The organism is Sulfuricaulis sp., assembly GCF_024653915.1.
In the GTDB taxonomy this organism is placed as follows: domain Bacteria; phylum Pseudomonadota; class Gammaproteobacteria; order Acidiferrobacterales; family Sulfurifustaceae; genus Sulfuricaulis.
In genome coordinates, this window is sequence record NZ_JANLGY010000013.1 from 118,565 (window position 1) to 142,182 (window position 23,618).

Below are 23,618 nucleotides of genomic sequence, written 5' to 3' on the forward strand. Positions count from 1 at the left end.
GATCAGCCCCGCACGATGGGTATTTTGACCTTAACGTGATACTGGCCGCCTTCCTGGATGACTTGCATGCTGGCGGCGTCGCCGAACTGCGTCGCCAGGCGCTGGCGGATGTTTTCCTGCGCGATCTTGTTGCCCTTGGTGTGGCCTTCCTTGCGCACGTCCGGGAGTGGGTTGCTGATCATGATGTTGAGCATCTCGCCCTCAGCCCACATCTCGATTTTGATAGTGCCACCGGCGAAGCGTGGCTCGATGCCGTGGTAAATGGCATTTTCCAGCAGCGGTTGCAGGGTCAACGCCGGGATCAGCGCCGAGTGCGGGATGTTGCTGACGTTCCATTTGATTTGCAGGCGGTCACCGAGGCGTATTTTCTCCAGCTCCAGATACTGGCGCGAGATCTCGCGCTCGGCGGACACGGGCACGAGCTTGCGCGCGTCCGCCAACAACACGCGAAAAAGATCGGCGAGATCGTGCAGCACCGCCTCGGCCTTGGAAGGATCGCTGCGCGTGAGCGAGGCCACGCTGTTCAGGCTGTTGAACAGAAAATGCGGGCGTATGCGTGACTGCAACGCCTGCAGCTTGGACTCCTGTTGCAACTTGCTGTCCTTGTCGGAGCGCTCACGCATGATCAGGTAGCGTACCCCCAGTGTGCCGATGATGGTGGTGATCATGAGGCTGCGGACCAGCAGCGTTTCGCGCCACTCCGGCCAGCGGTTTTCAATGATGGAAAGATGATGCAGCAGGTAGATGATGGCGTCGATGCCGAGCGAGGTGACCAGCAGCAGCATGACGATGACCAGCACCGAGCCGGTGCCGGTCGAAGTGCGCTTGAGCAGGGGCGAGACGATTTTCAGCACGATGATGCTGCACAGCGCGATCGACACCGCAAACACGGACAGCAACGAGAAATCCTGCATTGTCTGTTCATTGATTTCAGAGTTGCGTCCGATGGTGATGATGATGGCGATCAGTTCGGCCAGGATGACGAACTGCAGCAGCATGCTGAAGGTCCCGAAATCGGGGAGGAAGTTGTGCTTCTCGGTGTTTGTATTGGGCATGGAATCCGTTCGGGCGTACAACATTCCGGCTTACTGCTGTGCCGGATCAAATATTCCTTTGGGGCCTGGTGGCCGGTGCACGACGAGGCCAATTCGCCCCACCGACTGAATTTATAGCTTAATTATATAAGTTACCGCAGACGGATGGGGTGTGGGCGGGGGAAATCACCGATTTATTTGGGCAACTTCTCAAGTATACTTTCGGCGGCACGGGCATAAAAAAACCCCCCGTTTTGAGGCGGGGGGCCTAATCCTGATCCGGAATTCGGGGTGGGGGTGCACAAAGGAGAGTCCGAACCAGGTGCTACAAGGCGAAACAATAGCCAGACCGTTTCGCCATAACAATAAAAGCCCGATAATCGTGGGCCACCTACGGACAGGCGGCGCCGGATAAAGGTTTTTACCGGAACAACGGTCAAAACCGGGTCACGCACTCTCGTCGTTGAAAGGAACCATGGCAAAAGAAAAACCCTGGAGCGGGCGCTTCACCGAACCCACCGACGCTGCCGTCGAGGCCTTTACCGCCTCGGTGCACTTCGACCGCCGGCTGTACGTCTACGACATCATGGGCTCGATCGCGCACGCGCAGATGCTGGCGAAAGTGCGTGTGCTCACGAAGAAAGAGTGCGATGCCATCGTCAAGGGCCTGAAGGAAATCGAAGTCGAGATCGACGCCGGCAAATTCGACTGGAGCGTGGCGCTCGAAGACGTGCACATGAACATCGAGGCGCGCCTGATCCAGCGTATCGGCGAGACCGGCAAGAAGCTGCACACCGGCCGCTCGCGCAACGATCAGGTGGCGACCGATCTGCGTCTCTACCTGCGCGACGGCATTGATGTCGTGGCGCATGCCATCGGGCAACTGCAACAGGCCATTCTCGATATTGCCGAACGCGAAGCCGCCACGCCGGCACCGGGCTTTACCCATCTGCAAGTCGCGCAGCCGATCACCTTCGGCCATCATCTGCTGGCGTGGTTCGAGATGCTCGCGCGCGACACACAAAGACTCCAGGATTGTCGCAAGCGCGTGAACATCATGCCGTTGGGCAGTGCGGCACTGGCCGGCACGAGTTTTCCGATCGACCGTGCTTACACCGCCAAACTGCTTGGGTTCGATGCGGCTTCTGAGAATTCGCTCGACGCCGTTTCCGACCGCGACTTTGCCATTGAATTCGTCGCGGCCGCGGCACTGCTCATGACGCATCTCTCGCGCATGTCCGAAGAACTGGTGCTGTGGTCGTCTTCCCAGTTCGGGTTCATCGAGCTGTCGGATGCCTACTGCACCGGCTCGTCCATCATGCCGCAGAAGAAAAACCCCGACGTGCCGGAACTGGTGCGCGGCAAGACCGGGCGCGTGAACGGGCATCTGGTCGCGCTGCTGACGCTCATGAAGGCGCAGCCGCTGGCGTACAACAAGGACAACCAGGAAGACAAGGAGCCGGTGTTTGATACTTTCGATACCGTGCTCGGCAGTCTGCGCGTGTTCGCCGGCATGATTCCGTCCATGAAGGTAAGGCGCGACCACCTGCTGCGCGCCGCGATCATGGGCCATGCCACCGCCACCGATCTGGCCGATTATCTGGTGCGCCAGGGCGTTGCCTTCCGCGACGCCCATGAAATCGTGGGGAAAGCGGTGCGGCTCGCTATCGACACCGACCGCGACCTGTCGCAGATCGACCTGGATGAGTACAAAAAATTCAGTCCCGCCATCGGCAAGGACGTGTACGGCGTGTTGACCGTGGAAGGCTCGCTGAAGGCGCGCGATCATCTCGGCGGCACCGCCCCGGCGCAGGTCAAGGCCGCGGTCAAGCGCGCCCGCAAACGCATTTCCCGCCCCAGCAAATAATCCCCTCTCCCCTTGCGGGAGAGGGCTAGGGTGAGGGGGATTTTAGATCGCTTTCAGCCCATGGAGATTTTGTTTTGGACACCCTCGAAGACCTCCGGAAACATCTGCGCGAGTTCGCGCGCGAGCGCGACTGGGAGCAGTTTCACTCGCCCAAGAATCTCTCGATGGCGCTGATCGTCGAGGCTGCTGAGCTGGTGGAGCATTTCCAGTGGTTGACGCAGGAGCAGAGCAGGAAGCTGCCCGAAAAAACCCTGCGCGAGGTCGAGCAGGAAATGGCGGATGTGTTTATTTACCTCAACCGTATGGCTGACTTATTAGGTATCAACCTGCTGGATGCCGCCAAGCGCAAGATGGAGCTCAATGCAAAGAAATATCCAGCGCAGGAAGTGAAAGGAAAGGCTGATAAGCGGTGATTACCGCGGCCCCATCCGTCCCGGCCGCTCCGGACGCGGTGACATGCCGCGCTCATGGGCCGGACCTCTGTCGTCTCTTCGCCATTTTTCCTTGAATTCCTCACGCTGCTCCGGCGTCATGTTCTGCCACTTCTCGCGCAGTTCGGCGCGCCGTTCCGGCGGCAGATTCTTGAACCACTGGGCGCGACGGCGCAGGCGCTCTTGTTGCTCCGGCGGTAATTCGCGGAAGCGCTCGTAACGCTGGCGCGCCTTTTCGCGCTGATCCGGTGTCAGCTTCTGCCAGCGGGTGAAGCGTTCCTTCGCCTGCGCACGTTGTTCCGGCGTCATGGCCTGCCAGCGTTTCACACCTTGTTGCAGGCGCTCGCGCCGTTCCGGCGGCAGGCCATCCCAGCGTTCCTGGAAGGGTTTGAGGGTTTGCTGTTCTTCCTGACTGAGCTGGTCCCAGCTGAGGCCAGCACCGCCTTCCGCGGCCAGCGTGAGGGCGGGCCACAGCAACAGCAATCCAAGAATCAATCGTCTATTTCTGTGCATCGTCATAAGGTGGTTCCTCCGGCAAATCCGGGAGCAGGCCGGTATCGATGGCGGTCAGGATTTCCTTTCCCGAGTTGCCCCGGGTTTCGAGGCTTCCTAAAAATTCGATCAGTTCCATGTCAGGGGTTTCTGGTTTGTTCGCCGCCGCCGCGGTTAGCGGCAGTGTTAACGCCACCATGACGATCAGCGACGACCTAAGCAGCATTCTCATGGCCTTCGAGCCATTCGTAGAATTCCAACTCGGTAAAGAAATCCGGATTCTCTTGTGCCGTCAGCAGCTCCAAGTCGCCCATGCCGGCCTGCATGAGGTTACCGTTCGGGGCTGAAAACCACAGCAGCCCGGCCACGGCGAGCACGATGCCGGCGGTGGCAAAGCCGCCCACCGGCAGCAGCCAGCCCGGACGCGTCCACGATGATTTATGCCGGCCATCTTCGATGGCGGTCCGGCGCGCCGCGCGCAGGCGTGCCACGGTGCCAGCGTCGAGATTCTTCTCGGCCGCATCGAGCACGCGTTTCGCGTGCTTCAGAAATTTGTCTTCGGTTTCCATGGTTACAAGTGTTCCTCCAGCTGTTCGCGCAGCGCATGCACTGCGCGCGAGTAATGTGTCTTGACGCTGCCTTCCGAGCATTTCATGGCGCGCGCCGTCTGCGCCACGTCCAGCCCTTCCCACACCCGCAGCAGAAAGGCCTGCTGTTGCCGCGCCGACAGTTTGTGTATGGCTGTCTCCAGTGCCGCCATCGCCTGTTTATCCTGCAACTGTCCCGACGGATTCGGGCTGCGGCCGTCGGCGATGTTCTGCAGTGGATCAGTTTCATCCTCCTCGTCCTTGCCACCGAACCAGACACGAAACCGGTTGCGAACCTTGTTGCGCCGGTGCCAATCGGTAATCCGGCTTTGCAGGATGGTATGAAACAACGGCCCCCACTCCTGCTCGCTGCGGCTGGCGTAGCTGCGCACCAGCGTCAGCATCGCGTCCTGCACAATATCGTGCGCATCGTCGGCGTTGCCGGTCGCGAGCCGCGCCGTCACGAACGCGCGCCGCTCGACACCGGCGAGAAAACGATCCAGGGCTTGTGTCGGCGGCAGCGGTGATTCCTCTATATATGTGTTTACCGCCGGCCACACTGTTCGCGTCGTCCTTCCCTGACACTCAGCCGGTCCGGCATTGAACCCGTATCTTCGACCATCACCGGCCAGCCTGCCAGCGTCAGCAGCGACGCCGCCCTGCAATTCCTATAACAACGCTTGATGTTTCCCGCGGTTGACGGGGGAGGGGGACCGGTTTGGGACAGGCCGTCCGGAATGGTAGAGTAGCGGCAAAGAGACGGCTGGGATCGTCCGTATTCTATGGAGTGGGCGGTGGTGCAGAATTACAACAATATTTCTTACGACTTCCTCGTGCACGGCGATCGGCGCAAGGGCGAGCGTCGCCTACCGAATCTTGAACGGCGCGGCGTGCTGCGCTGGGATCCGCAGACTAAGGATCGTCGCTTGAGTCGGGACCGGCGCCAAGCGGCCCGCGGGCGCTAGATGCTCAAACCCGCCAGAAGGCGGTGAGCATGTTGTCGGCGGAAGGCGGGAGCGGAAATTGCTCGCGGCGCATATAGTCGAGCGTGCTTGAGATGCGCCCGAAGTCCTGATGCAGATGCCAGTACACCTGCCGCTGCCGGGGGTTCAGCTCACGGTCCGCGCAACGCCAGTAGGCACTGCTCCCATGCGCCAGATAGTAATTCAATTCGCCGCGCGCCATGAGGCGTTCGCGGAATATCCCGCTCATAAACAGCGCATATTCACCGAGATGGCGCAGGATGGAGCGACCATGGGATGGGCTGGTTGTCTCATTCTGTTGCCAGGTTTCGAGCATGTCCACGATGTATTCGAGCGGTCGTCCTTTCGCATCCTGCAGGGCGTATAAATGTCGCAATTGCGCGAAGCGGGCCAGGATGTCGCTGACGTAATCCACGGTGGCCGGTTCGGCGATGCCGTGGCGGTGAAAGCCGTGGTTCACCTGATGGCGGAAGAACTGGTAGAGCGAAGGCAGCCGCATCGTTCGTACTCCTGTTGCGCATTGATCGTCTGCTACGCATTGACTCGCCCCCTGTGCCGCGTATCATCTGCACGCTGCGTAGGGGAATTTTGCGTGGCGGACAAGTCTCTATCAATAATAGTCAATTTTCAGGAGCGTGTATGAAGCGTTATATGCTATGGGCGATCCTGGCGGCTTTTCTGCTGGCCGGCCCGGTGGGATGCGGGAAGAAGGAAATCGAGGAACTGACTGCCAAGGTGACCCAGCTGAACAAGGATCTTGCTGCTGCCAAGGAAGATCTCGCTGAAAAGAGCAAGGAAGCGGCAGAAGCGGGTGCCAAGGCCAAGCAGGTGCAAGCCACCGTGGACGCGCAGGCAGCCGAGATAGTCAAGATCAAGGAAGAGCGCAACAAGCTCAAGCAAGACCTGGCCGCCCTGAAAAAGAAGAAGCGCTAGGATTCTATTCGTATCGCCGGCAGCCGCTCCGGGTTGCCGGACGCAGGCATGACGCAACGAAACTTGCCGCGATCGCTATGGCAATACCGGCCTGTTTCATGAAGAGTCAAGTGGAGCAAGGACTTGTGGGAAGTTTTGTCGCTTTCAAGTGCAAGTTTTGCCAATACGAGGAACCCGGTATCAGTGTGGGGCGCGGCAAGGCCGAAATGCCGTTCCTCGCACTGTATCGCTGCAATCACTGCCTCACCATCGGCAGCACCTGGGTGCACGAAGGAAAAATCCCGCGTTGCGCCAACTGCTATGACGATGCCATTGTCGTTATGCCGGATGACACCCGGCGCGTGAACTGTCCCAAATGTGGCGAGCCGGCGGTGATCACGCCGAAGGAAGGAAGTTGGGAATAAAAAAGGGAGAAAAGCATCCGCAGATGAACGCAGATGATAAATTGATAAACGCGGATGAGTTACACGGGTTGTTGTTTTATCAGCTTTAATCCTAAAAATGAATCGGTGTTTATCAGCGGTTCCAAAATATTATATTCAGGATAACGTCACGTCCTCGCCCGATTGTTCGCGCACGAAGCGCGACAGCTCGCTCATCAATTCCCCACCGCCCTGATCGTTGATCCAGGCACTGCCAATGAAACCGTAGTGGAAGCCGCCGGACCTGGCGGCGACCCATATCTGTTTGGCCGCGCCTTGTTTGTTGATGATGATTTTGCTGCCGTTTCCGAATTCAAGCGTCAGGATGCCACCGGCGGCCTCAAAATCAATGTCCGCGCCGCTTTCCTCGATGGCCTGTTCAATGCGCAACAGGGTATCGGTGGCGCGTTTGTCGAATTCGGATTCGTTCATGGGGGATATTTCTGCCGATGGTCGGTGGCATGTTAACGAAGCCGGTGTCCGCTGAACAGCGGCCCCGATCTGATATGATCACACGGCAAGCATGGGAAAGCGGATTCTAATTCTGGGAGGTGATAGCGCTCTTGGCCGGCATATCAGCCGGGCCATTGCCGCGATGCCGTTGGCGGAATGTGTTATCGGAAGCCGTCGTCCCTTGAAACGTAACGGCTTTATTGGGGAAAACATTACCGCGTTGACCGTGAATATTCACGATCCCTCGAGCTTGCGACAGGCATTTGGCGGGGTGTTCGCCGTGGTCAACGCCATGGGACCGTTTCAGTTGCATGATTATACCGTGGCGGAAACCTGCGCCGGCATGGGCATCCATTATGTCGATCTCGCCGAGACACGCGCCCACGTGGACGGCATCACGCGCCTGAACCGCCGTGCGCAACAGAAAAATTGCCTCATTGTAAGCGGCGCGAGCGCCGTGCCTGCCGTGTCGACAGCGTTGGTGGATTTACTCGCGCCCGAATTCGACCGCATCAGTGACATCCATGCCTGCATCTCGCTCGGCAATAAAACTCCTCTCGGCGTAGCCACGTTGCGCACGATCCTGGGTTATGCCGGAAGCTCGTTCAGGTTCAAGGAAAACGGACGCTGGCGGTATGCTTACGGCTGGAGCGACTCGGAAAAAGTGGTTTTCCCCAGACCGGTCGGCAAGCGGCGCGCGTATCTGTGTGACGCGCCGAATCTCGACATTTTTCCAACGCGCTACGGCGCGCAAACGGTTACTTTTCGCGCCGGACTGGAGCTGAAGCTGTTCAATCGCGGTCTCTTTGTGCTGGCGAGAATGCGGCGGCTCGGCTGGATAAAGAATCTGTCGGGTTGGGCGCCGGGCCTGTCTGCCGCCAGCCGCATGTTCCGCGGTTTCGGCAGCGCCACAGGCGGCATGCGGATAGTGGTGCGCGGCCGCAAGAACGAGGAGGAAACCGAGCACACCGTATTCCTGATATCGCGCGACACCAACGGTCTGGTGATTTCCAGTAGCCCGGCATTGGCGCTTGTTCGCAAATGGGTCGAGCGCGGCGTGCCGGATGCCGGCGCCGTACCCTGTATCGGCCAGCTCTCCTGGGACGAAATCAGGGCCGAGATGGTCAACCACGACATTGTGTTGGTCAGGTCTTGAATGCTGCCACTGGATGCGGTGTGAACAGGCAAGGTAAGCTTAGGCCATGAATTCGTGCAGAAATCATTTCCCGTCGAGACGATGCAAACCGTGGATCATGCGGTTGGGCATGGTATGCGTTGTTATTTTTATCGCTGCCTGCGGCAAGAAGGGGCCTTTATATCTGCCGGACAAGGTTGACGCGCCGGCAAAGACAGGCGAGCAGACCCTTAATCCATCGCTCACGCAACCCGGAACAAAGTAATTCTATTGCTTCTGTCATGAATCCGTTTACCTATCGGGACCGGCAACTGTATGCCGAAGATGTAAGTCTGGCCGACATCGCGCAGAAGGTCGGCACGCCTTGTTACGTCTACTCACGCGCGAGTCTTGAGGCGCAGTTCCGCGCCTTTGATGACGCGCTGAAGGGCCGCGACCACCTCGTCTGTTACGCCGTCAAGGCGAATTCCAATCTCGCGGTGCTGAATCTGCTGGCGCGTCTGGGTTCGGGGTTTGACATTGTCTCCGGTGGCGAATTGGAGCGTGTATTGGCGGCAGGCGGCGATCCAGCCAAAGTGGTGTTCTCCGGTGTTGGCAAGACACGCGATGAAATGCGGCGTGCACTGGCGGCCGGCATTTATTGCTTCAACGTGGAATCCGAAGCGGAGCTGGAAGTTCTGAACGGCGTGGCCGCAGAGCTGGGCAAACAGGCGCCGGTAGCGCTGCGCGTCAACCCGGACGTGGACCCGGCGACGCACCCGTATATCGCCACGGGTTTGAAGGAAAGCAAATTTGGCATCGATATCGCGCATGCCGCCGCAGCCTATGTGCAGGCCCAGGCGCTGCCGAACCTGCGCGTGACCGGGGTGACCTGCCACATCGGCTCACAGCTTACCGATTTGGCGCCGGTGGTTGAGGCGCTGGATCGCATTATCGCGCTTGCCAATGTCCTGCTCGACAAGGGTTTTGCCCTGCAACATCTCGATCTCGGCGGTGGGCTCGGCATCCGTTATAACCAGGAACAGCCGCCGTCACCGGGCGATTACATCCGTGCGATCCTGGATCGGTTGGCGGCGAAGGGTGGCCGTTGCCAGAAACTCCGCCTCATCTTCGAGCCCGGTCGCGCGATTGTCGGCAACACCGGCCTGCTGCTGACGCGCGTGCTGTTCCTCAAGCACGGCTCGGAAAAGAATTTCGCCGTGGTGGATGCTGCCATGAACGATTTGTTGCGCCCGGCATTGTACGAGGCCTGGCACGACATCACACCGGTATCGGTGGACGCGCCACGCACCCTGCGCATCTATGATGTCGTCGGCCCGGTGTGCGAGAGCGGAGATTTTCTCGGGCACGACCGTGAACTCGGCATCGAGGCCGGGGATCTGCTTGCCGTGGTTTCTGCCGGCGCCTACGGCGCTGTCATGAGCTCGAATTACAACACGCGCCCACGCGCGCCCGAGGTGATGGTGGACGATGAAAAGTTCCATGTCGTGCGCCGGCGCGAAACCGTCGCGGAGCTTATCGCTCCCGAGACCATGCTGCCTAAATAAAAATAGACAGGATTAACAGGATTTTTCAGGATTTACAGAATTAAAGATTTCAGGAAATAAAAATCCTGTTAATCTTCTTTTCCATCCTGTAAATCCTGTCTATTCGATTTTTTATTAATGTATTGCCCTGGCTGTCCAGGCGATTTGACGTGCGCCATCCCTGGCGCACGCCCTTCGGGCGCACTGAAGTGCGCCCAATTCTGCTCCCGACAGAATTGTGGTTGCAGGAAGGCGTGATGAACATTCCCGCGGCCGAGCGCGCGAGGCCGGCATGATCGTGGTCATGGACCGCTGCGTCTACCGGGAGTGGCCGCCGGATCCCGAGGCGCAGCTCTTTCGGAGACGGCGGCTGTGGCGCCCATGGATACTTCGTTCATTGCGGCCACCTGCGCCCATTGTCAAAAGAGCATTCGCCTCGGGCACTGGGCGCTACCTGCGTCTGTTCGGACCGGTGCCGCATCCGTAAGGATGCCCGCGGTTTATTTGGCTCACGGCAACCGGTAAGCTTGCCGCCATGCCTGTTCCCTTTACCAAGATGCACGGCGCCGGAAACGACTTCGTGGTGTTCGACGGCGTCTCCCGTCCGATTCAGCTCACGCCCCAGAAAATCCGTCGTCTCGCGGACCGGCATTTCGGCATCGGTTGCGATCAGGTGCTGCTGGTGGAAAAGCCCACGGGAAGTGGTGCGGATTTCCGCTACCGGATTTTCAACGCCGACGGCGGCGAGGTCGAGCAATGCGGCAACGGTGCGCGCTGTTTCGCGCGTTTCGTTCGCGACAAGCAGCTGACCGCCAAGGACGAAATCGTAGTGGAAACGCTGAGCGGTATGATTTACCCGCGCCTGGAAGCGGACGGCGCTGTCAGCGTCAATATGGGTGTGCCGCGCTTTGAGCCCGCCGAGGTTCCGTTCGAGGCAGGCACACGCGAAAACGTCTATGATTTAAATGTGAATGGCCGCACCGTGAACGTGAGTGTACTGTCCATGGGCAATCCACATGCCGTGCAGCTGGTGTCGGACGTGGACGCGGCCCCGGTCAACACGCAGGGACCGCAGATTGAGCGGCATCCGCGTTTCCCCCAGCGTGTGAACGCCGGTTACATGCAGATTGTGGACCGCCGGCACATCCGCCTGCGGGTCTACGAACGTGGTGCGGGCGAGACGCTGGCTTGCGGAAGCGGCGCCTGCGCGGCGGCGGTGGCCGGTCGCCAAAGAGGTCTGCTCGATGATAAGGTAGAGGTGAAACTGACCGGTGGCACACTGCGCGTGTCCTGGGCCAGAGAAGGAGAGCCGGTGTGGATGACGGGACCGGCGATTTCGGTTTTTGAGGGAACTATCGACCTGGATAACCTATGAAACAAAAACTGCCAAGCGAAGAACTTCAGAGCGAACTTTCCTGGGAGGAGGCGGTGGCACGCTACCTCGAGGACCATCCCGATTATTTTCAGCGTTACCCGGAGACGCTCTCGCGCATTCTGTTGTCGCACGAAACCGGTGGCAAGGCGGTATCGCTCATTGAGCGACAAGTGCAGGTGTTGCGCGAGCAGAATCAGGCGCTGCAGCGTCAGTTGCGCGAGCTGGTAAATAACGCCCGCGAAAACGACGTGTTGAGTGGTCGCCTGCACCGCTTCGCCACCGCCATGATCGGCTGTAGCTCGCTCGATGAAGTACTGGACACAACTTATGACTTGCTGCGCCAGGAATTCAAGCTCGACGCCGTGGTGATTCTGCTGCAAGGCCGGCCTACCCAGGGCGGGCGCGCAGAACTGGTCCCGGAGGACGACAAACGACTCAACACACTGTTTCTGCAGTTCAGTTCCGGCAAACCCATTTGTGGCGGCAAGTTCGAAGACAGCCTGATGAGTTATCTTTTCAGCGGACGCGCTTCAGAAATCAAGTCATCCGCACTGATCCCGCTGGGCGAAAAACATCCCCACGGCGTGCTTGGCCTTGGAACCCAGGATCCCTACCGTTTTCATCCCGGCATGGGCACGGTCTATCTCACGCGGCTGGGCGAAATGCTGACGCACAGTCTCGCCCGACACCACGAGTAATCCCCTTACGCGCCACGGATGCACGAGCGCGCCACGCAATATCTCGACAGTTTTTTCCGCCATCTCGGCGATGAGCGACGCTTGTCCCCGCTCACGCTGACGCATTACCGACGCGATCTTTCGCAATGCATGGCGTATTGCGACGTTGCCGGCATTGCCAACTGGGCACAGCTGACGACTGCCGAGGTGCGCGGGTGGGTGTCGGCTCTGCATCGGCGGGGGCTATCCGGGAAAAGCATCCAGCGCGCACTTTCCGCATTGCGCACCTTTTACCGTTATCTGTTGCGCGAGCAGATCGTTATGTGCAATCCCGCAAGTGGGGTGAGTGCGCCCAAATCAACGCGCCGTCTCCCCGCCACGCTGACCCCCGATCAGGCCACACGACTGGTAACGCTGGAGGCGCGTGATCCGCTCGCGGCGCGAGACCGCGCATTGCTGGAATTGTTGTACTCCTCCGGATTACGCCTTTCCGAGCTGGTGAACCTCAATATTCCTGAGCTTGATCTTGCCGCCGGCAGCGTGCGTGTCACCGGCAAGGGCCGCAAGGTGCGCGACGTGCCGGTGGGCGCCAAGGCGCGTGAGGCCTTGCGTGACTGGCTGGTGGCACGCGCGCTATTGACCGGTGCCGGGGAACACGCCGTGTTCATCTCGCGCCATGGCAGGCGTCTGGGCGCGCGTGCGGTACAAGCGCGGCTGCAAGGTTGGGCGAAGCGCCAGGAGATGGGGGTGCCGGTGCATCCGCACATGCTGCGTCATTCGTTCGCCAGTCATTTGCTGGAATCGAGCGGCGATCTGCGTGCGGTGCAGGAAATGCTGGGCCACGCCAACATCTCGACCACTCAGATATATACCCATCTCGATTTTCAACACTTGGCGGGTGTCTACGACAAGGCCCACCCGCGGGCGCGCAAGAAATCCACGGCATGAGCGCGGTACGTTATTACAGCATGCGGCGATTCTCGCCCTACCAGGGTACGGTGCAGATCACGGAGTTGCCGGATTTCCGGGCCGTGACCTCCGATGGCATCGCCTGGCGCGTGCAATTTCTCAATCAACGCTCGCGGCTTTCCAGTCATGCCGTGTGGCGCGCCGACGGTGGTGGCAACCTGATCGAGACCGCGCGCACGAGTGAATTGATTCAGGCCCTGCAAGAGCATCCGCCTTTCCCTTTTCCACCGCAGGATAAGCTTGAGTTGTGGCTGCTGGATGCCCGCGAACAAAAACCGCTGGCGATCCTGGCCAGCACGCTCGGCCGTATCAAGCCGCCGCGTTCTGTCGATACCCGCTGGCATGCCACGCTGGCGGAGGATGACAGTTTTGTCGCGCCGAGCCTTGCGTCGGGAACCGCAGCGATTTCGTCGTCGCACATTCCGCACAGTCAGGTGTTGAGCCGGTGCGTGCAGAAGGCTGCCGGTCCGCTGGAGCGGGCGCAATGGTTCCGTCGCGAAGACGATGGTAGCGGCATTGGCTTGCATGGTAATCGTCTCGATGATGGGCACGTGGGCCGAAAACTCGGGTGTGACGTCTTTCCCGAACTGTTGTTGCGCGAGACTTGGGAGGTGGAACAGGAGCAGAGTCTTGTCAGCAACTATCATGACTGGCAGGCGCCCTGTTTGCTGACGCACAGCAAATTGTTGCGATCCACACGCGACCGCCTCGAGCGTGCCGCCTGCCGTCAGGCCGAGAAGCTATATAAGGTTCGACATTTTTTGCCGGAGATCATCAACCAGGATCTGCTGAATGTCGCCTTTGTCGAGGCCGTGATCCGACGATCCACTTAAGTCTGACGTAAAGTAAGTGAATCCAATGGACAGGATTAACAGGATTTTTCAGGATTTACAGGATTAAAGATTTTTAAGAATTAAGAAATCCTTAATCCTGTTTTTCAATCCTGTAAATCCTGTTCTGATTTTTTATTTAGGACTTCTTAACCACCCACCAGGAATGACATAATAATGTCCCGAACCATGTTATGGAGACCGGCGCCATGACGACGAAGGACAAGATTCTCGACGCGGCGCTCGATCTTGCCATGCGCAAATCCTGGGAGGGCCTGCGGCTGCACGACGTGGCGGCGGAGCTGCAACTGGGCCTGAATGATGTGCGCGCCTGTTTCCGCGAAAAGGAAGATATCTCGGATGCGTGGTTTGACCGCGCGGATGCCGCCATGCTGCAAGCCGGCACCCGGCCCGGGTTTGCCGATCTGTTGCCGCGCGAACGCCTGCACCGGCTGATCATGGCATGGCTCGCGGTGTTGTCCTCGCACCGTCGCGTGACGCGAGAGATGATTTACGGAAAATTCGAGCCGGGCCACGTGCATTACCAGTTCGCGGGGCTGCTGCGCGTGAGCCGCACGGTACAATGGCTGCGCGAGGCGGCGCATTGTGACGCCGAGTTGCCATGGCGCGCCTTCGAGGAAACGGGCCTGACGGCGATATATCTCGCGACGTTCTTTTACTGGATGCGTGACGAGTCGGGAAATGCCGCGCGCACTTCGGTGTTTCTCGACAGGATGCTGGGGCGAGCGGAATGTTTGACGCGATACTTCCCGGGGTTTTCCGGGCCGCGCGCGAAGGCCGACGCACCAGCCCCGGCCACGCCGAAGACCTGAGCCTCATTTCAACCTGGAGACCCGGCCCATGGCCGATACATTCAAGAGCATTCCCATCAAAATCACCACCGGCAGTCAGGAACATGCCGAGATCAAGAGCTGTGCGGAGGCGGAGCCCTACGCGCTGCGGGTCATCGGCGACAGCATGGAACCGGAATTTCTGGAAGGCCATATTCTGATCATCGATCCGGCCATGCCGCCGCAGCACGGCGCCTACGTGATCATCGATTATCAGGGCGAAACCACGTTCCGGCAGTTTATCGTCGAAAACGGCAGGAAATTCCTCAAGGCGCTTAACAGCACCTATCCTGCGGTAGAGTTGGTGGAGAATTACTCAGTGCGCGGCGTGGTGATACAGCGCGCCAGCCGCCGGCGCAAGGACCACAAGCATTATTATTGATCCGCCGGGTAAGCGGCATTTCGGCATGGCGGATTGTCAATCTTTTGTAGAGAGGGGGCCACTGCTCTTTCAGGATGTCATTTATTCTGTCTTGCCCGTGTATTCCATTGCCGACACGAGATTTCATAAAATTTGGAAAATTACACTGACCACGATGACTCCCCGGAGCTGAGATAAAGTGTAAAATGGCAGCATGAAATACCGGTGGCATTCACGAATCGCGATTTTTTTGCTTGGAGCCCCGTGGCGGATATTTTTGGGCGCGCTGATGGTCGGAGTGGCATGGGCACCGGCTGGAGCCGGTGAACCGGAAGAATATCTGCGCGGCTACGTCAATTCGCTGCTCGACAGCCGTTATCCCGGTCTGGGGCTGCGATCGCAGGTCGTCTCGGTGGACGGCACGGTGAAATTGACTTCCAGCACCTGTCTCGGCTCTTCCCAGAAACGCGACGTGGCCTATCTGCTCACAAAAACTGGCCGCGTGAAAACCATTCAGTGGGGCGCGTCGACGGATTGCGATAAATCTGGCGAGACGGCGGAGCAGGATAGGGCGAGAGCGGAGCGCGAAGCAGCGACTCCCGTTGATCTTTATGCCTTGCCTGAACAGGAACTGTTCGCGCCATTGCTCGCGGATCCGCGCCATCCCCGATTTTCAGTAAGCTACCTGCACTATCGCAGTCCTGCGGCTGAATTTTCAGCCGCCAGTGTCGCTTTCGGCGAGTATTTCGGCCTGGCTTCGGGATTTTTCGGAGGCTCAGGCAATTCGCAAATCGGGATTCAGGGCGGTGTATTCGCATTGTTCAATCTCGATGCCCCATCAATCGATTTGATCAACGCGGATTACTCGATCGGATTGCCGATCAGTTACCGCAGGGGCCCGTGGTCTTATTTGTTGCGTGTCTATCATCAAAGTTCGCATCTGGGTGATGAGTTAATTCTGGGCAACCCGGGAATCAATCGGGTGAATTTGAGCTATGAGGACATGGAGTTCCTTGTGTCTCATGAATGGGAGCGGTGGCGTCTCTATGGTGGGGGTGGTTATTTGTTGAACAGCGAGCCGGATCTGGCGCCCAAACATCTTCAGGGCGGGGTCGAATACGTGCGACCGCGTGCGGCCGGGAGATTGAGCTTCATTGCCGCGGTGGATGTACAGGCCTCCGAGGAGCTCGATTGGCGTCGCAGCCGCTCGTACCAGGCCGGGTTCGAGCTCCGAAGCGGCAGTGCACGGCGGGCACGCCTCATGTTTGAGTATTTCCGCGGCCATTCACCCGATGGGCAGTTTTACCGGGAATCTCTGCGTTACACGGGACTGGGGCTTTACTTTGGCTTTTGAAAAAAAGCCCGGCCGAAATGGCTGATTTACACAATAAAAGCGATTGGCGGACGACACCGGGCATACTATCCTTAGGGTTAAATTGTTAGGATTAAATTGGAACTCACAGGCAGGTGGTCCATGGATCTAAAAATGAAACTCGATAAAAAATCCCTGATTCAAATCGTCATCCTCGTGGTACTCATCGCCGGCGGCGCGGGGGCCTATCTCATGCAGCAGGATGGTGGTCTGGATTTCATCAGCGGTTTGTTTGAGAGCGAACCGGCCACTATCCGGGCGCCCGCCGCTGACAAGAAGCTTGCACCAGGCCCGACCGCGCCTTCCGCCGCTCCTGCGCGCGGTGTCTCCGAGATTCCTGCCGCACCTGCCAAGGGACAGATTCATGGCAAACCGTTTGCTGTAGAGAACAGTGATATCGAAAGTGGCGTGCTGACTCTGCGGTTGGGCAAGGACGTCACCGCCGACCTGGAAGTGAAAGTGCTGCTGCCCGGTACACCGTGGGAAACGCCAGCCGGAAAAAAATACAAGGTAACGGAAGCGGGCGGAGCGGGCATTCCTCAAGTAATGCTCGCGTGGAAAGAGAATGGTCAGACTACTCCCACGGAACAGAAATTTACCGACAAGTACACCATGGCGCTCGAATTCGGTCAGGAGAAGGATAAAAAGTTACCGGGAAAAATTCTGCTCAACCTTCCGGACGAAACCAAGAGTAATGTGGCCGGCACCTTTGAGGCAGACATTCATGGGTTCCGTATTGTGGACGGCAAGCCTGACCTGTCTGCCGACTCGGTGGATACCCTGCAGTATCTGGCGTTGCACGAACTACTGAAGGACGATCCGAATAAATCCCTCGAAGTGTTGTCGTTCCGCGATGGACGCTATGCCCAGTCGGAATCCGCCACAAATAACATGAACGGATACATCGAGGCGGAGTACCGCGTCGGACCGAATTCACCCAGCGTGCAACGGTATCAATTCGAAAAGCAGAGCGGGACCTGGAAGGTGGTGCGTACGCTTAACGGGAACCAGCTGGATGAAGCACGCCCGCTGCAAACGCCGGGTGCGAAAGACTCGCCTTCGAAAATACTGACTTATCTGGCCGCCAAAAAACTGGAGGCTGACGTTCAGAAGAAACATCCGGGCAAGAATATCTACCAACCCGAATTTATGTCGCGTCACAGCGAGAAATTCAAGATTGGCGTTTGCGAGGCCACCTACAAGCTCGATACCTCCGGCGACCCGGTGAAAATCGCCTATCTGTTCCGACTTCAGCCGGGTGGCTGGAAGTTTGAGCGTGCACTCGGCAAAAAAGAGAAGGTCAATTTCGACACCGGACGTATCGACAAACGCTGACGTTTGATGGTCCCCGAGCGAACAAAAACCCCGCCGACATGGCGGGGTTTTTGTTCGCTCGCCTCATCCTTGGGGCTCGTCCCTTCTGGGTGCTGAACAAGCCGGTAATCCGGCAAACCAGTCTGAATCAGCCGACCGGTTTTACCACCGTAGCCTGCATCCCCTTCGGTCCCTTCTGGCTTTCAAACTCGACCTCCTGACCTTCGGCCAGTTTCTTGTAACCTTCAGCCTGAATCACGGAATAGTGTACGAACACATCCGCGCTGCCATCCTGTGGGGAAATGAATCCAAAACCCTTAGCCTCGTTGAACCACTTTACAGTTCCCATGTGCATGACGAATAACCTCACTAATGATGAATTTCTTATAAAAAATTTTTACGTGCTGTGATGGTGGAGTTCGCCAGGACCAACGCGGATGCCTGTAAATACCAGCATGACAACATACGGCAGTGCAGCACTGCGAAATCAGTATAACGAAAATGCTAATTGTGTACAGCCGTGAACCACGCGTGGGCTCGTCAAATTCGGTATGAAACTTGCCGAAATCGCACTTCACATTGTGAAAAGTGTAAACTTTTCTGACACGGAGGGCTAAATGTGAGAATTCCATGGCAAATCATAGCGATCGGTACTGCGCTGTCTGGCGCGCGCGTTACCCAATGCTGAATCACGCATAAAAGACATTACTGTCGCCAAGCTGCTGTTGACGGCGCTACCGATAGGTATCCTGGTGTTCTTTTATATCGGTTCAATGGCCGCCCGGCTTCGTGGCAGGTTTTGCCTGTCTGCTGTTTCGCAAAATTTACATAACCAGAATGTGATCATCGGTAGCCTGCTGGTGTTCGCCGGCCTGGGGATAATCAGCTGGAACAATCCCTGAAGGATTTCAGGAAAAAAAACGGACGCATGCACGTCCGTTTTTCACACTGATGGTGATTATCTTGTTAGAGATTATACCCCGTCTCGTTGTGCAGCACGGTGTCCAGACCTTCGGTTTCCTGCTCAATCGTGACGCGCAGACCCAGTGTGAGGTCAATCAACTTGAGAAGAATGAAGGTGACAATTCCGCACCAGGCGGCCGTGGCAAGAATGCCGGTAAGCTGGGTCGTGACTTGCTTGCCCATGGTAACGCCTTCGGCAAAACCGACACCGCCCAGGGCCGTGGCGGCGAACACGCCTGTCAGTAGTGTGCCGATAATGCCGCCTACGCCGTGCACGGGAAACACGTCGAGCGAATCGTCCACGCGCAGTGAACGCTTCATGTAGTTGGTCGCCACGAAGCATATGAGCCCGGCGGTGACACCGATCACGAGTGCTCCGAGCGGGCCGACGAAACCCGAGGCCGGCGTGATGGTGCCGAGCCCCGCCACCATGCCGGTGACGATGCCCAGCACGGACGGTTTCCCGAAACGGACCCATTCGCAGAACATCCACGTCAGCGAACCGGCGGCCGCGCCGATGTGCGTAACCAGCATGGTCATGCCGGCGGTGCCATTGGCCGCGAGCGCGCTGCCGGCGTTAAAGCCAAACCAGCCGACCCACAGCATGCAGGCGCCGATCACGGTCATGGTGAGGTTGTGTGGCGGCATGGCGGTTTCCGGGAAACCCTTGCGCCGGCCCAGCACCAGCGCGGCGACCACTGCGGCGACACCGGCATTGATGTGCACCACGGTGCCGCCGGCGAAATCCATCACGCCCAGCTTTTGCAACCAGCCGTCGCCCCAGACCCAGTGACATACCGGGACGTACACCAGCAGCAGCCATAGCAGGCTGAATATCATCATGGAGGAAAACTTCATGCGCTCGGCGAAGGCACCGACCACGAGCGCGGGCGTGATGATGGCGAATGTCATCTGGAACATGGCGAACACGGTTTCCGGGATGTCACCCTTGAGCGTGTCAACGCCGATACCGGCCATGAGCGCCTTGGCCATGCCGCCGATCCAGGCGTTGTTGACGCCGCCGTCGCCGAAGGCGAGGCTGTAGGCAAACAGCACCCACACGATCGACACCATGCAGGTGATGGCGAAGCACTGCATCAACACGGACAGCACGTTTTTCGTTCGCACCAGACCGCCGTAGAAGAGGGCCAGACCCGGGATGGTCATGAACAGCACAAGCACCGAGGAAGTCAGCAGCCAGGCCGTATTGGCCGCGTTGAGGGTAGGCGCTTCCTGCGAGTATGCCAATGAAGGGAGGATGAGCAACAGCGAGGCAATAAACAGTCTCGTGGTTTTGCCGAGAGTCATGTGATTTTCTCCTTTGGTATTTTTTGTTTATAGGGCGCTGGTTCCGGTTTCGCTGGTGCGTATTCTCACTACCTGATCAAGTTCATAGACGAAGATTTTCCCGTCGCCGATTTTTCCGGTTCTGGCCGATTGCGAGATGGTTTCGATCACGCGATCCGCCATGTCCTTCGACACGGCCACTTCGATTTTGGTCTTGGGCAGAAAATCCACCACGTACTCCGCTCCGCGATAGAGTTCCGTGTGCCCCTTCTGGCGTCCGAATCCTTTGACTTCCGTTACCGTCATGCCCTGGACGCCGAGACTCGACAGGGCCTGACGCACATCGTCCAACTTGGAAGGTTTGATGATGGCGGTAATGAGCTTCATGAGTCTCTCTCCTGTGGTGATTATTTTTTATGTCCAACCCCGCCCCGGGAGGCGGGTACGCTTTCCCCACGAAGCAGGTTCCCCGGCCGTGGGTTAGCCTGCGGCATCATACAAAAACACGGGCGTTTCCCGAAATACCCGTCTGGCACTAAAGGCGCCTGAAAGCAGGCAGATCAGCACCGGCCCAGGCCTCCAATTCATGCTATTCCTGTAAAAAATTTGGGCCTATATGCACCAAAATGGCACATATATTGCCCTTCAGTTAGGAATTACATCGAAAAGTGGGTACCCATCATGAACCGAAGACGCCTTCCGGCAGTTGTCGTATTGGCGTGGCTCTTGGCAAATGCGGGGCCCGCCCAGGCAGAGAAGGAAGTGGTTTCGCCTGACACTGTTCCCGGCACCACGAAAGTGGATGCTGAGGGCGTGATCAACCTGGTGGAGAAGATTTCCCAATTCGTGATTGTGGATGCACGTATCCGTCACGACAGGTTGCAGGGATATATCGAAGGCTCCGTCAGCCTGCCGGATGTCGAAACGACCTGCGAATCGCTCGCCAGCGTCATTCCCAAGAAGTCGTCGCCTGTTTTGTTTTACTGCAACGGTCCCAAATGTGGGCGCAGTGTCCATTCGTCAAACAAGGCACTGGCTTGCGGATACACCCAAGTTTACTGGTTTCGTGGCGGGTTCGAAGAGTGGAAGAACAAGAATTATCCGTACCTGAAAAAATAACCGGGAAATAATAATCCATCATGCTGACACAGCATTTGACCATGCGGGCCTCGCTGAGCCTTACCATCGTGGTAATGGGCATGCTCGGCCTGGCTCTGGCGCTGGTGACCGGCGAGGTGTACCGGCAGCAGACGCTGGATAACCAGCGTGCGGCCATGGTCGATATGCTGCGTCTCAAGACAGATGACTTGCTGAAGGAGCTTGAGGTCAAATCGCGGGACCTTGCCCTGGCTATCCAGCACGCGCCCGAATTTCAGCGTAGCTTCGCCGCGCGTGACTCGGCTTCCCTGTCACGTCTGATGGACAGCCAGTTCCACCAGTATTTCGAGACTGCCAATGTCATCAAACTTGAGAAACTGAGGACATTCGATACCAGCTTTTCATTCGTGGCGGAATCCAGTGAAGGCAGCCCGATGCTGGCGGGTGGGAAAAGCATCTGCCCTGGGCTGATCAAACAAGCACGCTCGCGCCAAGGGCCCGCGCGGGTGCAAACCATCTCTGATTTGTGCCCGGTGGGCGACAGGCTGTATTACGCAGTGATCGTTCCCATCGGTGGATTGCGGCCGAAGGGATATCTGCAGATCATCACCGACCCCATTCACAACCTTTCCGCCATCGAGAAGGCATTGGGAATGCCGGTCAAGATAACCCTGGCCTCCGGACAGGGATTGTATAAGTCCCGGGAATGGTTTCCCCCGCACGCCATGGAACGCACACTGGTGGCGGTATATCCGTTGGAGACATCCCTATCCGGAAAGGTGATGAATCTTGCCATCATGCAAGACATTCGTGCTCTCCATGAAAAGCTCTCCATGACACGTTACATGATCATGATGGTTGCCGGACTTGTCACCCTACTGGTCATCGCGATTGCCCTGCTGGTGCTGCAAAGCACAACGTTGCGGCCGCTGATGGCCCTGCACGATCAACTGCGCAACGTGCGCAAGGATCGCACGCGTTTGAGCGAGTCACTTACGCCCGCCGGTACCCTCGAAATCAAGGAGCTGGCGCAGGACTTCAATGCCCTCAGCGCTGAACTGGGAGACGTGCACCGGATGCTCGAGCGTCAGGCATTTACTGACACACTGACGGATCTCCCCAATCGCAGCCATTTCCACGAACGATTGAGACAATGCACCGCGGTGGTCCGCGCCACCCAGCGTCCATTTGCCCTGTTTGTCATGGATCTCGATCGCTTCAAGGAGGTCAACGATTCCTTCGGCCATGATATCGGCGACCAGTTGCTGAAGCAGGTCAGTACGCGCCTGCGCGGAGTGTTACGCCGCTCTGACGTGTTCATGCGGCTGGGTCAGGAAACCGCGACAAAGCTCGAGGATGAAATCATTGCGCGCCTGGGTGGAGACGAGTTCGCCGCCATTGTGCCGGATATTGCTGATGAAAAGCCGGCCATCCTGATTGCCCAGAAGTTCATTAAATCGATGCAGCAACCGTTCATTATCGGCATGCACCGTTTCAACATTGGAGTCAGCATCGGCATTGCCTTGTACCCGCATCATGGCGCGGACCCGATGACGCTGTTGCGTCAGGCGGACGTTGCCATGTACCAGGCCAAGCAGGGTAAATCCGGTTACGCCTTTTTCGACAGCGTGCGCGATCATCACAAATTACAGTTGCTGACTCTGGAGCGCGATCTGCGTCTGGCGATCGAGAGCGACAGCCTCGATCTGCATTTCCAGCCGATGGTGGATATCCGCACCACCAAGGTGAGCTGCGTGGAAGCGCTGGTGCGCTGGCGCTACCCGGACCTTGACCTGAAGTCGCCGGACAAGTTTATTCATGTTGCCGAACAGTGTGGGCTGATCCAGCCGCTCACCCGCTGGGTGCTCAATCACGCGGTTGAACAATGCGCGCGCTGGCGCAGGGCGGGATACCTGTTCGATGTCTCGGTCAACCTGTCCGTGATGAATCTGCACGAAGTGGACTTTGTCGAATACGTTATGGACACGCTCCATCGCTGGGAGGTCGAGCCATCCTGGTTATCGCTCGAAGTCACCGAAAGCGCGGTCATGTCCGATCCGAATCACGCGCTGGAGGTACTGTCGCGCCTGGACACCATGGGCGTGCGGATATCCATCGACGATTTCGGCACGGGATATTCGTCGCTGGCCTACCTCAAGCGGCTTCCGGTGGATGAAATCAAGATTGACCGCTCCTTCGTCTTCGACATGAAGCAGGACAGTAACGATGCGGTCATCGTGCGCTCCACTATCGACCTGGCGCATAACATGAGTCTGCGCGTGGTGGCCGAGGGCGTGGAAAATCCGGAAACCCTGCGGCTGCTGACAGCACTCGGTTGCGACGTGGTGCAGGGGTTCTTCGTCAGCCGACCGATACCCTATGACGAACTGATCCAGTGGCTGAGCAAGTCCGCCTGGAGTGCCAAGCAACGTCCGGGCGCTTCGGCCACGGGTTCCGGAAAGAAGAGCTCGGTGGTGGCGCTACGCCGCCCACGTCCGGGATCAGGTCCCTGACAGCGCATTTCTGCTTCACAAGCATTTTTCCATTCATCTCCGCGGCATGGCCAATCGGTCTTGCTGAGGCGGTATCTCGGTGCGATTATCGTCCTGGAAACAGAGTGGCCCGCCATGAGGCCCGTGTCTACTCCAGGAAATAAGG

The 23,618-nt window shown here is 58.0% G+C and carries 30 protein-coding genes; 20 read left to right on the forward strand and 10 right to left on the reverse strand.

Going from position 1 to position 23,618, the window contains the following annotated elements; all coding sequences use genetic code 11:
- Positions 1-2: 2 nt before the first annotated feature.
- Complete coding sequence (locus NUV55_RS07040; RefSeq protein WP_296671570.1) at positions 3-1,055, reverse strand: sensor histidine kinase; 1,053 nt, start codon at positions 1,053-1,055, stop codon at positions 3-5.
- Between the two features lie 454 nt (positions 1,056-1,509).
- Here NUV55_RS07040 and argH point away from each other — a divergent pair, with 454 nt between their 5' ends.
- Together argH and NUV55_RS07050 are read left to right on the forward strand one after the other, a co-directional pair.
- Positions 1,510-2,901, forward strand: coding sequence for an argininosuccinate lyase (gene argH / locus NUV55_RS07045; RefSeq protein WP_296671571.1), 1,392 nt, complete (start codon positions 1,510-1,512; stop codon positions 2,899-2,901).
- 74 nt (positions 2,902-2,975) lie between these two features.
- Positions 2,976-3,314 carry a nucleotide pyrophosphohydrolase gene (locus tag NUV55_RS07050; RefSeq protein WP_296671573.1) on the forward strand — a complete coding sequence of 113 codons (339 nt, stop codon included), beginning with the start codon at positions 2,976-2,978 and terminating at the stop codon, positions 3,312-3,314.
- Here the strand turns inward: NUV55_RS07050 and NUV55_RS07055 are convergent, their stop codons facing one another.
- Genes NUV55_RS07055 through NUV55_RS07070 form a run of 4 tightly spaced genes read right to left on the reverse strand, consistent with a single transcriptional unit; the run spans position 3,315 to position 4,971 of the window.
- Positions 3,315-3,851 carry a DUF3106 domain-containing protein gene (locus tag NUV55_RS07055; RefSeq protein ID WP_296671574.1) on the reverse strand — a complete coding sequence of 179 codons (537 nt, stop codon included), beginning with the start codon at positions 3,849-3,851 and terminating at the stop codon, positions 3,315-3,317.
- A complete protein-coding gene (locus tag NUV55_RS07060; protein WP_296671575.1) occupies positions 3,832-4,056 on the reverse strand; it encodes a hypothetical protein in 225 nt (74 codons plus the stop codon). Before NUV55_RS07060 ends, NUV55_RS07055 begins: the two co-directional genes overlap by 20 nt.
- A complete protein-coding gene (locus NUV55_RS07065) occupies positions 4,040-4,393 on the reverse strand; it encodes a hypothetical protein (protein WP_296671577.1) in 354 nt (117 codons plus the stop codon). The genes NUV55_RS07060 and NUV55_RS07065 overlap by 17 nt, the downstream gene beginning before the upstream one ends.
- 2 nt (positions 4,394-4,395) lie before the next feature.
- Entirely contained in the window at positions 4,396-4,971 is a 576-nt protein-coding gene (locus NUV55_RS07070) for an RNA polymerase sigma factor (protein ID WP_296671578.1), read from the reverse strand.
- 234 nt (positions 4,972-5,205) lie between these two features.
- Between NUV55_RS07070 and NUV55_RS07075 the strand changes: the two genes are divergently transcribed.
- Positions 5,206-5,376, forward strand: a complete 171-nt coding sequence (locus NUV55_RS07075; RefSeq protein WP_296671580.1) for a hypothetical protein — start codon at positions 5,206-5,208, stop codon at positions 5,374-5,376.
- A gap of 4 nt (positions 5,377-5,380) precedes the next feature.
- Here NUV55_RS07075 and NUV55_RS07080 read toward each other — a convergent pair whose 3' ends face one another.
- On the reverse strand, positions 5,381-5,893 hold the full coding sequence (locus NUV55_RS07080; RefSeq protein ID WP_296671581.1) for a hypothetical protein: 513 nt from the start codon (positions 5,891-5,893) through the stop codon (positions 5,381-5,383).
- Between the two features lie 140 nt (positions 5,894-6,033).
- Between NUV55_RS07080 and NUV55_RS07085 the strand changes: the two genes are divergently transcribed.
- Together NUV55_RS07085 and NUV55_RS07090 are read left to right on the forward strand one after the other, a co-directional pair.
- Positions 6,034-6,327 (forward strand): hypothetical protein, encoded by a 294-nt coding sequence (locus NUV55_RS07085; protein WP_296671583.1) that lies wholly within the window; start codon positions 6,034-6,036, stop codon positions 6,325-6,327.
- Between the two features lie 98 nt (positions 6,328-6,425).
- Positions 6,426-6,731, forward strand: a complete 306-nt coding sequence (locus tag NUV55_RS07090) for a hypothetical protein (protein ID WP_296671584.1) — start codon at positions 6,426-6,428, stop codon at positions 6,729-6,731.
- Positions 6,732-6,866: 135 nt separating this feature from the next.
- Here NUV55_RS07090 and cyaY read toward each other — a convergent pair whose 3' ends face one another.
- The gene (gene cyaY / locus NUV55_RS07095; protein WP_296671586.1) at positions 6,867-7,181 is read right to left on the reverse strand and encodes an iron donor protein CyaY; all 315 of its coding nucleotides are present in this window, start codon (positions 7,179-7,181) and stop codon (positions 6,867-6,869) included.
- Between the two features lie 91 nt (positions 7,182-7,272).
- Between cyaY and NUV55_RS07100 the strand changes: the two genes are divergently transcribed.
- The 12 genes from NUV55_RS07100 (at position 7,273) to NUV55_RS07150 (ending at position 17,633) form a co-directional block, all read left to right on the forward strand.
- Complete coding sequence (locus NUV55_RS07100) at positions 7,273-8,358, forward strand: saccharopine dehydrogenase family protein (protein ID WP_296671588.1); 1,086 nt, start codon at positions 7,273-7,275, stop codon at positions 8,356-8,358.
- A gap of 109 nt (positions 8,359-8,467) precedes the next feature.
- Positions 8,468-8,602 (forward strand): lipoprotein, encoded by a 135-nt coding sequence (locus NUV55_RS13825; RefSeq protein ID WP_367280369.1) that lies wholly within the window; start codon positions 8,468-8,470, stop codon positions 8,600-8,602.
- A gap of 16 nt (positions 8,603-8,618) precedes the next feature.
- Positions 8,619-9,884 carry a diaminopimelate decarboxylase gene (gene lysA / locus NUV55_RS07105; RefSeq protein WP_296671590.1) on the forward strand — a complete coding sequence of 422 codons (1,266 nt, stop codon included), beginning with the start codon at positions 8,619-8,621 and terminating at the stop codon, positions 9,882-9,884.
- Between the two features lie 149 nt (positions 9,885-10,033).
- Positions 10,034-10,159 carry a hypothetical protein gene (locus NUV55_RS07110; protein WP_296671592.1) on the forward strand — a complete coding sequence of 42 codons (126 nt, stop codon included), beginning with the start codon at positions 10,034-10,036 and terminating at the stop codon, positions 10,157-10,159.
- A 239-nt stretch (positions 10,160-10,398) separates the two neighbouring features.
- Entirely contained in the window at positions 10,399-11,238 is an 840-nt protein-coding gene (gene dapF / locus NUV55_RS07115; RefSeq protein ID WP_296671594.1) for a diaminopimelate epimerase, read from the forward strand.
- Positions 11,235-11,936 (forward strand): DUF484 family protein, encoded by a 702-nt coding sequence (locus tag NUV55_RS07120; protein WP_296671595.1) that lies wholly within the window; start codon positions 11,235-11,237, stop codon positions 11,934-11,936. Before dapF ends, NUV55_RS07120 begins: the two co-directional genes overlap by 4 nt.
- Before the next feature lie 18 nt (positions 11,937-11,954).
- Positions 11,955-12,863, forward strand: a complete 909-nt coding sequence (gene xerC, locus NUV55_RS07125; protein ID WP_296671597.1) for a tyrosine recombinase XerC — start codon at positions 11,955-11,957, stop codon at positions 12,861-12,863.
- Positions 12,860-13,717 carry a hypothetical protein gene (locus NUV55_RS07130; protein WP_296671598.1) on the forward strand — a complete coding sequence of 286 codons (858 nt, stop codon included), beginning with the start codon at positions 12,860-12,862 and terminating at the stop codon, positions 13,715-13,717. The genes xerC and NUV55_RS07130 overlap by 4 nt, the downstream gene beginning before the upstream one ends.
- A 206-nt stretch (positions 13,718-13,923) precedes the next feature.
- On the forward strand, positions 13,924-14,547 hold the full coding sequence (locus tag NUV55_RS07135; protein WP_296671600.1) for a TetR/AcrR family transcriptional regulator: 624 nt from the start codon (positions 13,924-13,926) through the stop codon (positions 14,545-14,547).
- A gap of 28 nt (positions 14,548-14,575) precedes the next feature.
- Positions 14,576-14,947: a LexA family transcriptional regulator gene (locus tag NUV55_RS07140; RefSeq protein ID WP_296671602.1), complete on the forward strand. Its 372-nt coding sequence runs from the start codon at positions 14,576-14,578 to the stop codon at positions 14,945-14,947.
- Positions 14,948-15,203: 256 nt separating this feature from the next.
- On the forward strand, positions 15,204-16,280 hold the full coding sequence (locus tag NUV55_RS07145; protein ID WP_296671604.1) for a DUF1207 domain-containing protein: 1,077 nt from the start codon (positions 15,204-15,206) through the stop codon (positions 16,278-16,280).
- 120 nt (positions 16,281-16,400) lie between these two features.
- Positions 16,401-17,633: a hypothetical protein gene (locus NUV55_RS07150; RefSeq protein ID WP_296671606.1), complete on the forward strand. Its 1,233-nt coding sequence runs from the start codon at positions 16,401-16,403 to the stop codon at positions 17,631-17,633.
- Between the two features lie 127 nt (positions 17,634-17,760).
- Here NUV55_RS07150 and NUV55_RS07155 read toward each other — a convergent pair whose 3' ends face one another.
- The gene (locus tag NUV55_RS07155; protein ID WP_296671608.1) at positions 17,761-17,967 is read right to left on the reverse strand and encodes a cold-shock protein; all 207 of its coding nucleotides are present in this window, start codon (positions 17,965-17,967) and stop codon (positions 17,761-17,763) included.
- A gap of 397 nt (positions 17,968-18,364) precedes the next feature.
- On the opposite strand from NUV55_RS07155, the gene NUV55_RS07160 reads away from it, so the two are divergent.
- The gene (locus tag NUV55_RS07160; RefSeq protein ID WP_296671609.1) at positions 18,365-18,514 is read left to right on the forward strand and encodes a hypothetical protein; all 150 of its coding nucleotides are present in this window, start codon (positions 18,365-18,367) and stop codon (positions 18,512-18,514) included.
- Positions 18,515-18,578: 64 nt separating this feature from the next.
- Here NUV55_RS07160 and NUV55_RS07165 read toward each other — a convergent pair whose 3' ends face one another.
- Both NUV55_RS07165 and NUV55_RS07170 read right to left on the reverse strand, forming a co-directional pair.
- Entirely contained in the window at positions 18,579-19,883 is a 1,305-nt protein-coding gene (locus NUV55_RS07165; protein ID WP_296671611.1) for an ammonium transporter, read from the reverse strand.
- A 27-nt stretch (positions 19,884-19,910) separates the two neighbouring features.
- The gene (locus NUV55_RS07170; RefSeq protein ID WP_296671612.1) at positions 19,911-20,249 is read right to left on the reverse strand and encodes a P-II family nitrogen regulator; all 339 of its coding nucleotides are present in this window, start codon (positions 20,247-20,249) and stop codon (positions 19,911-19,913) included.
- A 294-nt stretch (positions 20,250-20,543) separates the two neighbouring features.
- On the opposite strand from NUV55_RS07170, the gene NUV55_RS07175 reads away from it, so the two are divergent.
- On the forward strand, positions 20,544-20,981 hold the full coding sequence (locus NUV55_RS07175) for a rhodanese-like domain-containing protein (protein WP_296671614.1): 438 nt from the start codon (positions 20,544-20,546) through the stop codon (positions 20,979-20,981).
- Positions 20,982-21,001: 20 nt separating this feature from the next.
- Positions 21,002-23,473: an EAL domain-containing protein gene (locus NUV55_RS07180; RefSeq protein WP_296671615.1), complete on the forward strand. Its 2,472-nt coding sequence runs from the start codon at positions 21,002-21,004 to the stop codon at positions 23,471-23,473.
- Positions 23,474-23,618: the final 145 nt, after the last annotated feature.

Excerpts from the sequence above, each read along its gene's own strand:
- NUV55_RS07040 (WP_296671570.1), bottom strand. The coding sequence starts at position 1,055 with ATGCCCAATACAAACACCGAGAAGCACAACTTCCTCCCCGATTTCGGG.
- argH (WP_296671571.1), top strand. The coding sequence starts at position 1,510 with ATGGCAAAAGAAAAACCCTGGAGCGGGCGCTTCACCGAACCCACCGAC.
- NUV55_RS07055 (WP_296671574.1), bottom strand. The coding sequence starts at position 3,851 with ATGACGATGCACAGAAATAGACGATTGATTCTTGGATTGCTGTTGCTG.
- NUV55_RS07060 (WP_296671575.1), bottom strand. The coding sequence starts at position 4,056 with ATGAGAATGCTGCTTAGGTCGTCGCTGATCGTCATGGTGGCGTTAACA.
- NUV55_RS07065 (WP_296671577.1), bottom strand. The coding sequence starts at position 4,393 with ATGGAAACCGAAGACAAATTTCTGAAGCACGCGAAACGCGTGCTCGAT.
- NUV55_RS07080 (WP_296671581.1), bottom strand. The coding sequence starts at position 5,893 with ATGCGGCTGCCTTCGCTCTACCAGTTCTTCCGCCATCAGGTGAACCAC.
- NUV55_RS07085 (WP_296671583.1), top strand. The coding sequence starts at position 6,034 with ATGAAGCGTTATATGCTATGGGCGATCCTGGCGGCTTTTCTGCTGGCC.
- NUV55_RS07090 (WP_296671584.1), top strand. The coding sequence starts at position 6,426 with ATGAAGAGTCAAGTGGAGCAAGGACTTGTGGGAAGTTTTGTCGCTTTC.
- cyaY (WP_296671586.1), bottom strand. The coding sequence starts at position 7,181 with ATGAACGAATCCGAATTCGACAAACGCGCCACCGATACCCTGTTGCGC.
- NUV55_RS07100 (WP_296671588.1), top strand. The coding sequence starts at position 7,273 with ATGGGAAAGCGGATTCTAATTCTGGGAGGTGATAGCGCTCTTGGCCGG.
- NUV55_RS13825 (WP_367280369.1), top strand. The coding sequence starts at position 8,468 with ATGGTATGCGTTGTTATTTTTATCGCTGCCTGCGGCAAGAAGGGGCCT.
- lysA (WP_296671590.1), top strand. The coding sequence starts at position 8,619 with ATGAATCCGTTTACCTATCGGGACCGGCAACTGTATGCCGAAGATGTA.
- dapF (WP_296671594.1), top strand. The coding sequence starts at position 10,399 with ATGCCTGTTCCCTTTACCAAGATGCACGGCGCCGGAAACGACTTCGTG.
- NUV55_RS07120 (WP_296671595.1), top strand. The coding sequence starts at position 11,235 with ATGAAACAAAAACTGCCAAGCGAAGAACTTCAGAGCGAACTTTCCTGG.
- xerC (WP_296671597.1), top strand. The coding sequence starts at position 11,955 with ATGCACGAGCGCGCCACGCAATATCTCGACAGTTTTTTCCGCCATCTC.
- NUV55_RS07130 (WP_296671598.1), top strand. The coding sequence starts at position 12,860 with ATGAGCGCGGTACGTTATTACAGCATGCGGCGATTCTCGCCCTACCAG.
- NUV55_RS07135 (WP_296671600.1), top strand. The coding sequence starts at position 13,924 with ATGACGACGAAGGACAAGATTCTCGACGCGGCGCTCGATCTTGCCATG.
- NUV55_RS07140 (WP_296671602.1), top strand. The coding sequence starts at position 14,576 with ATGGCCGATACATTCAAGAGCATTCCCATCAAAATCACCACCGGCAGT.
- NUV55_RS07150 (WP_296671606.1), top strand. The coding sequence starts at position 16,401 with ATGGATCTAAAAATGAAACTCGATAAAAAATCCCTGATTCAAATCGTC.
- NUV55_RS07155 (WP_296671608.1), bottom strand. The coding sequence starts at position 17,967 with ATGCACATGGGAACTGTAAAGTGGTTCAACGAGGCTAAGGGTTTTGGA.
- NUV55_RS07165 (WP_296671611.1), bottom strand. The coding sequence starts at position 19,883 with ATGACTCTCGGCAAAACCACGAGACTGTTTATTGCCTCGCTGTTGCTC.
- NUV55_RS07170 (WP_296671612.1), bottom strand. The coding sequence starts at position 20,249 with ATGAAGCTCATTACCGCCATCATCAAACCTTCCAAGTTGGACGATGTG.
- NUV55_RS07175 (WP_296671614.1), top strand. The coding sequence starts at position 20,544 with ATGAACCGAAGACGCCTTCCGGCAGTTGTCGTATTGGCGTGGCTCTTG.
- NUV55_RS07180 (WP_296671615.1), top strand. The coding sequence starts at position 21,002 with ATGCTGACACAGCATTTGACCATGCGGGCCTCGCTGAGCCTTACCATC.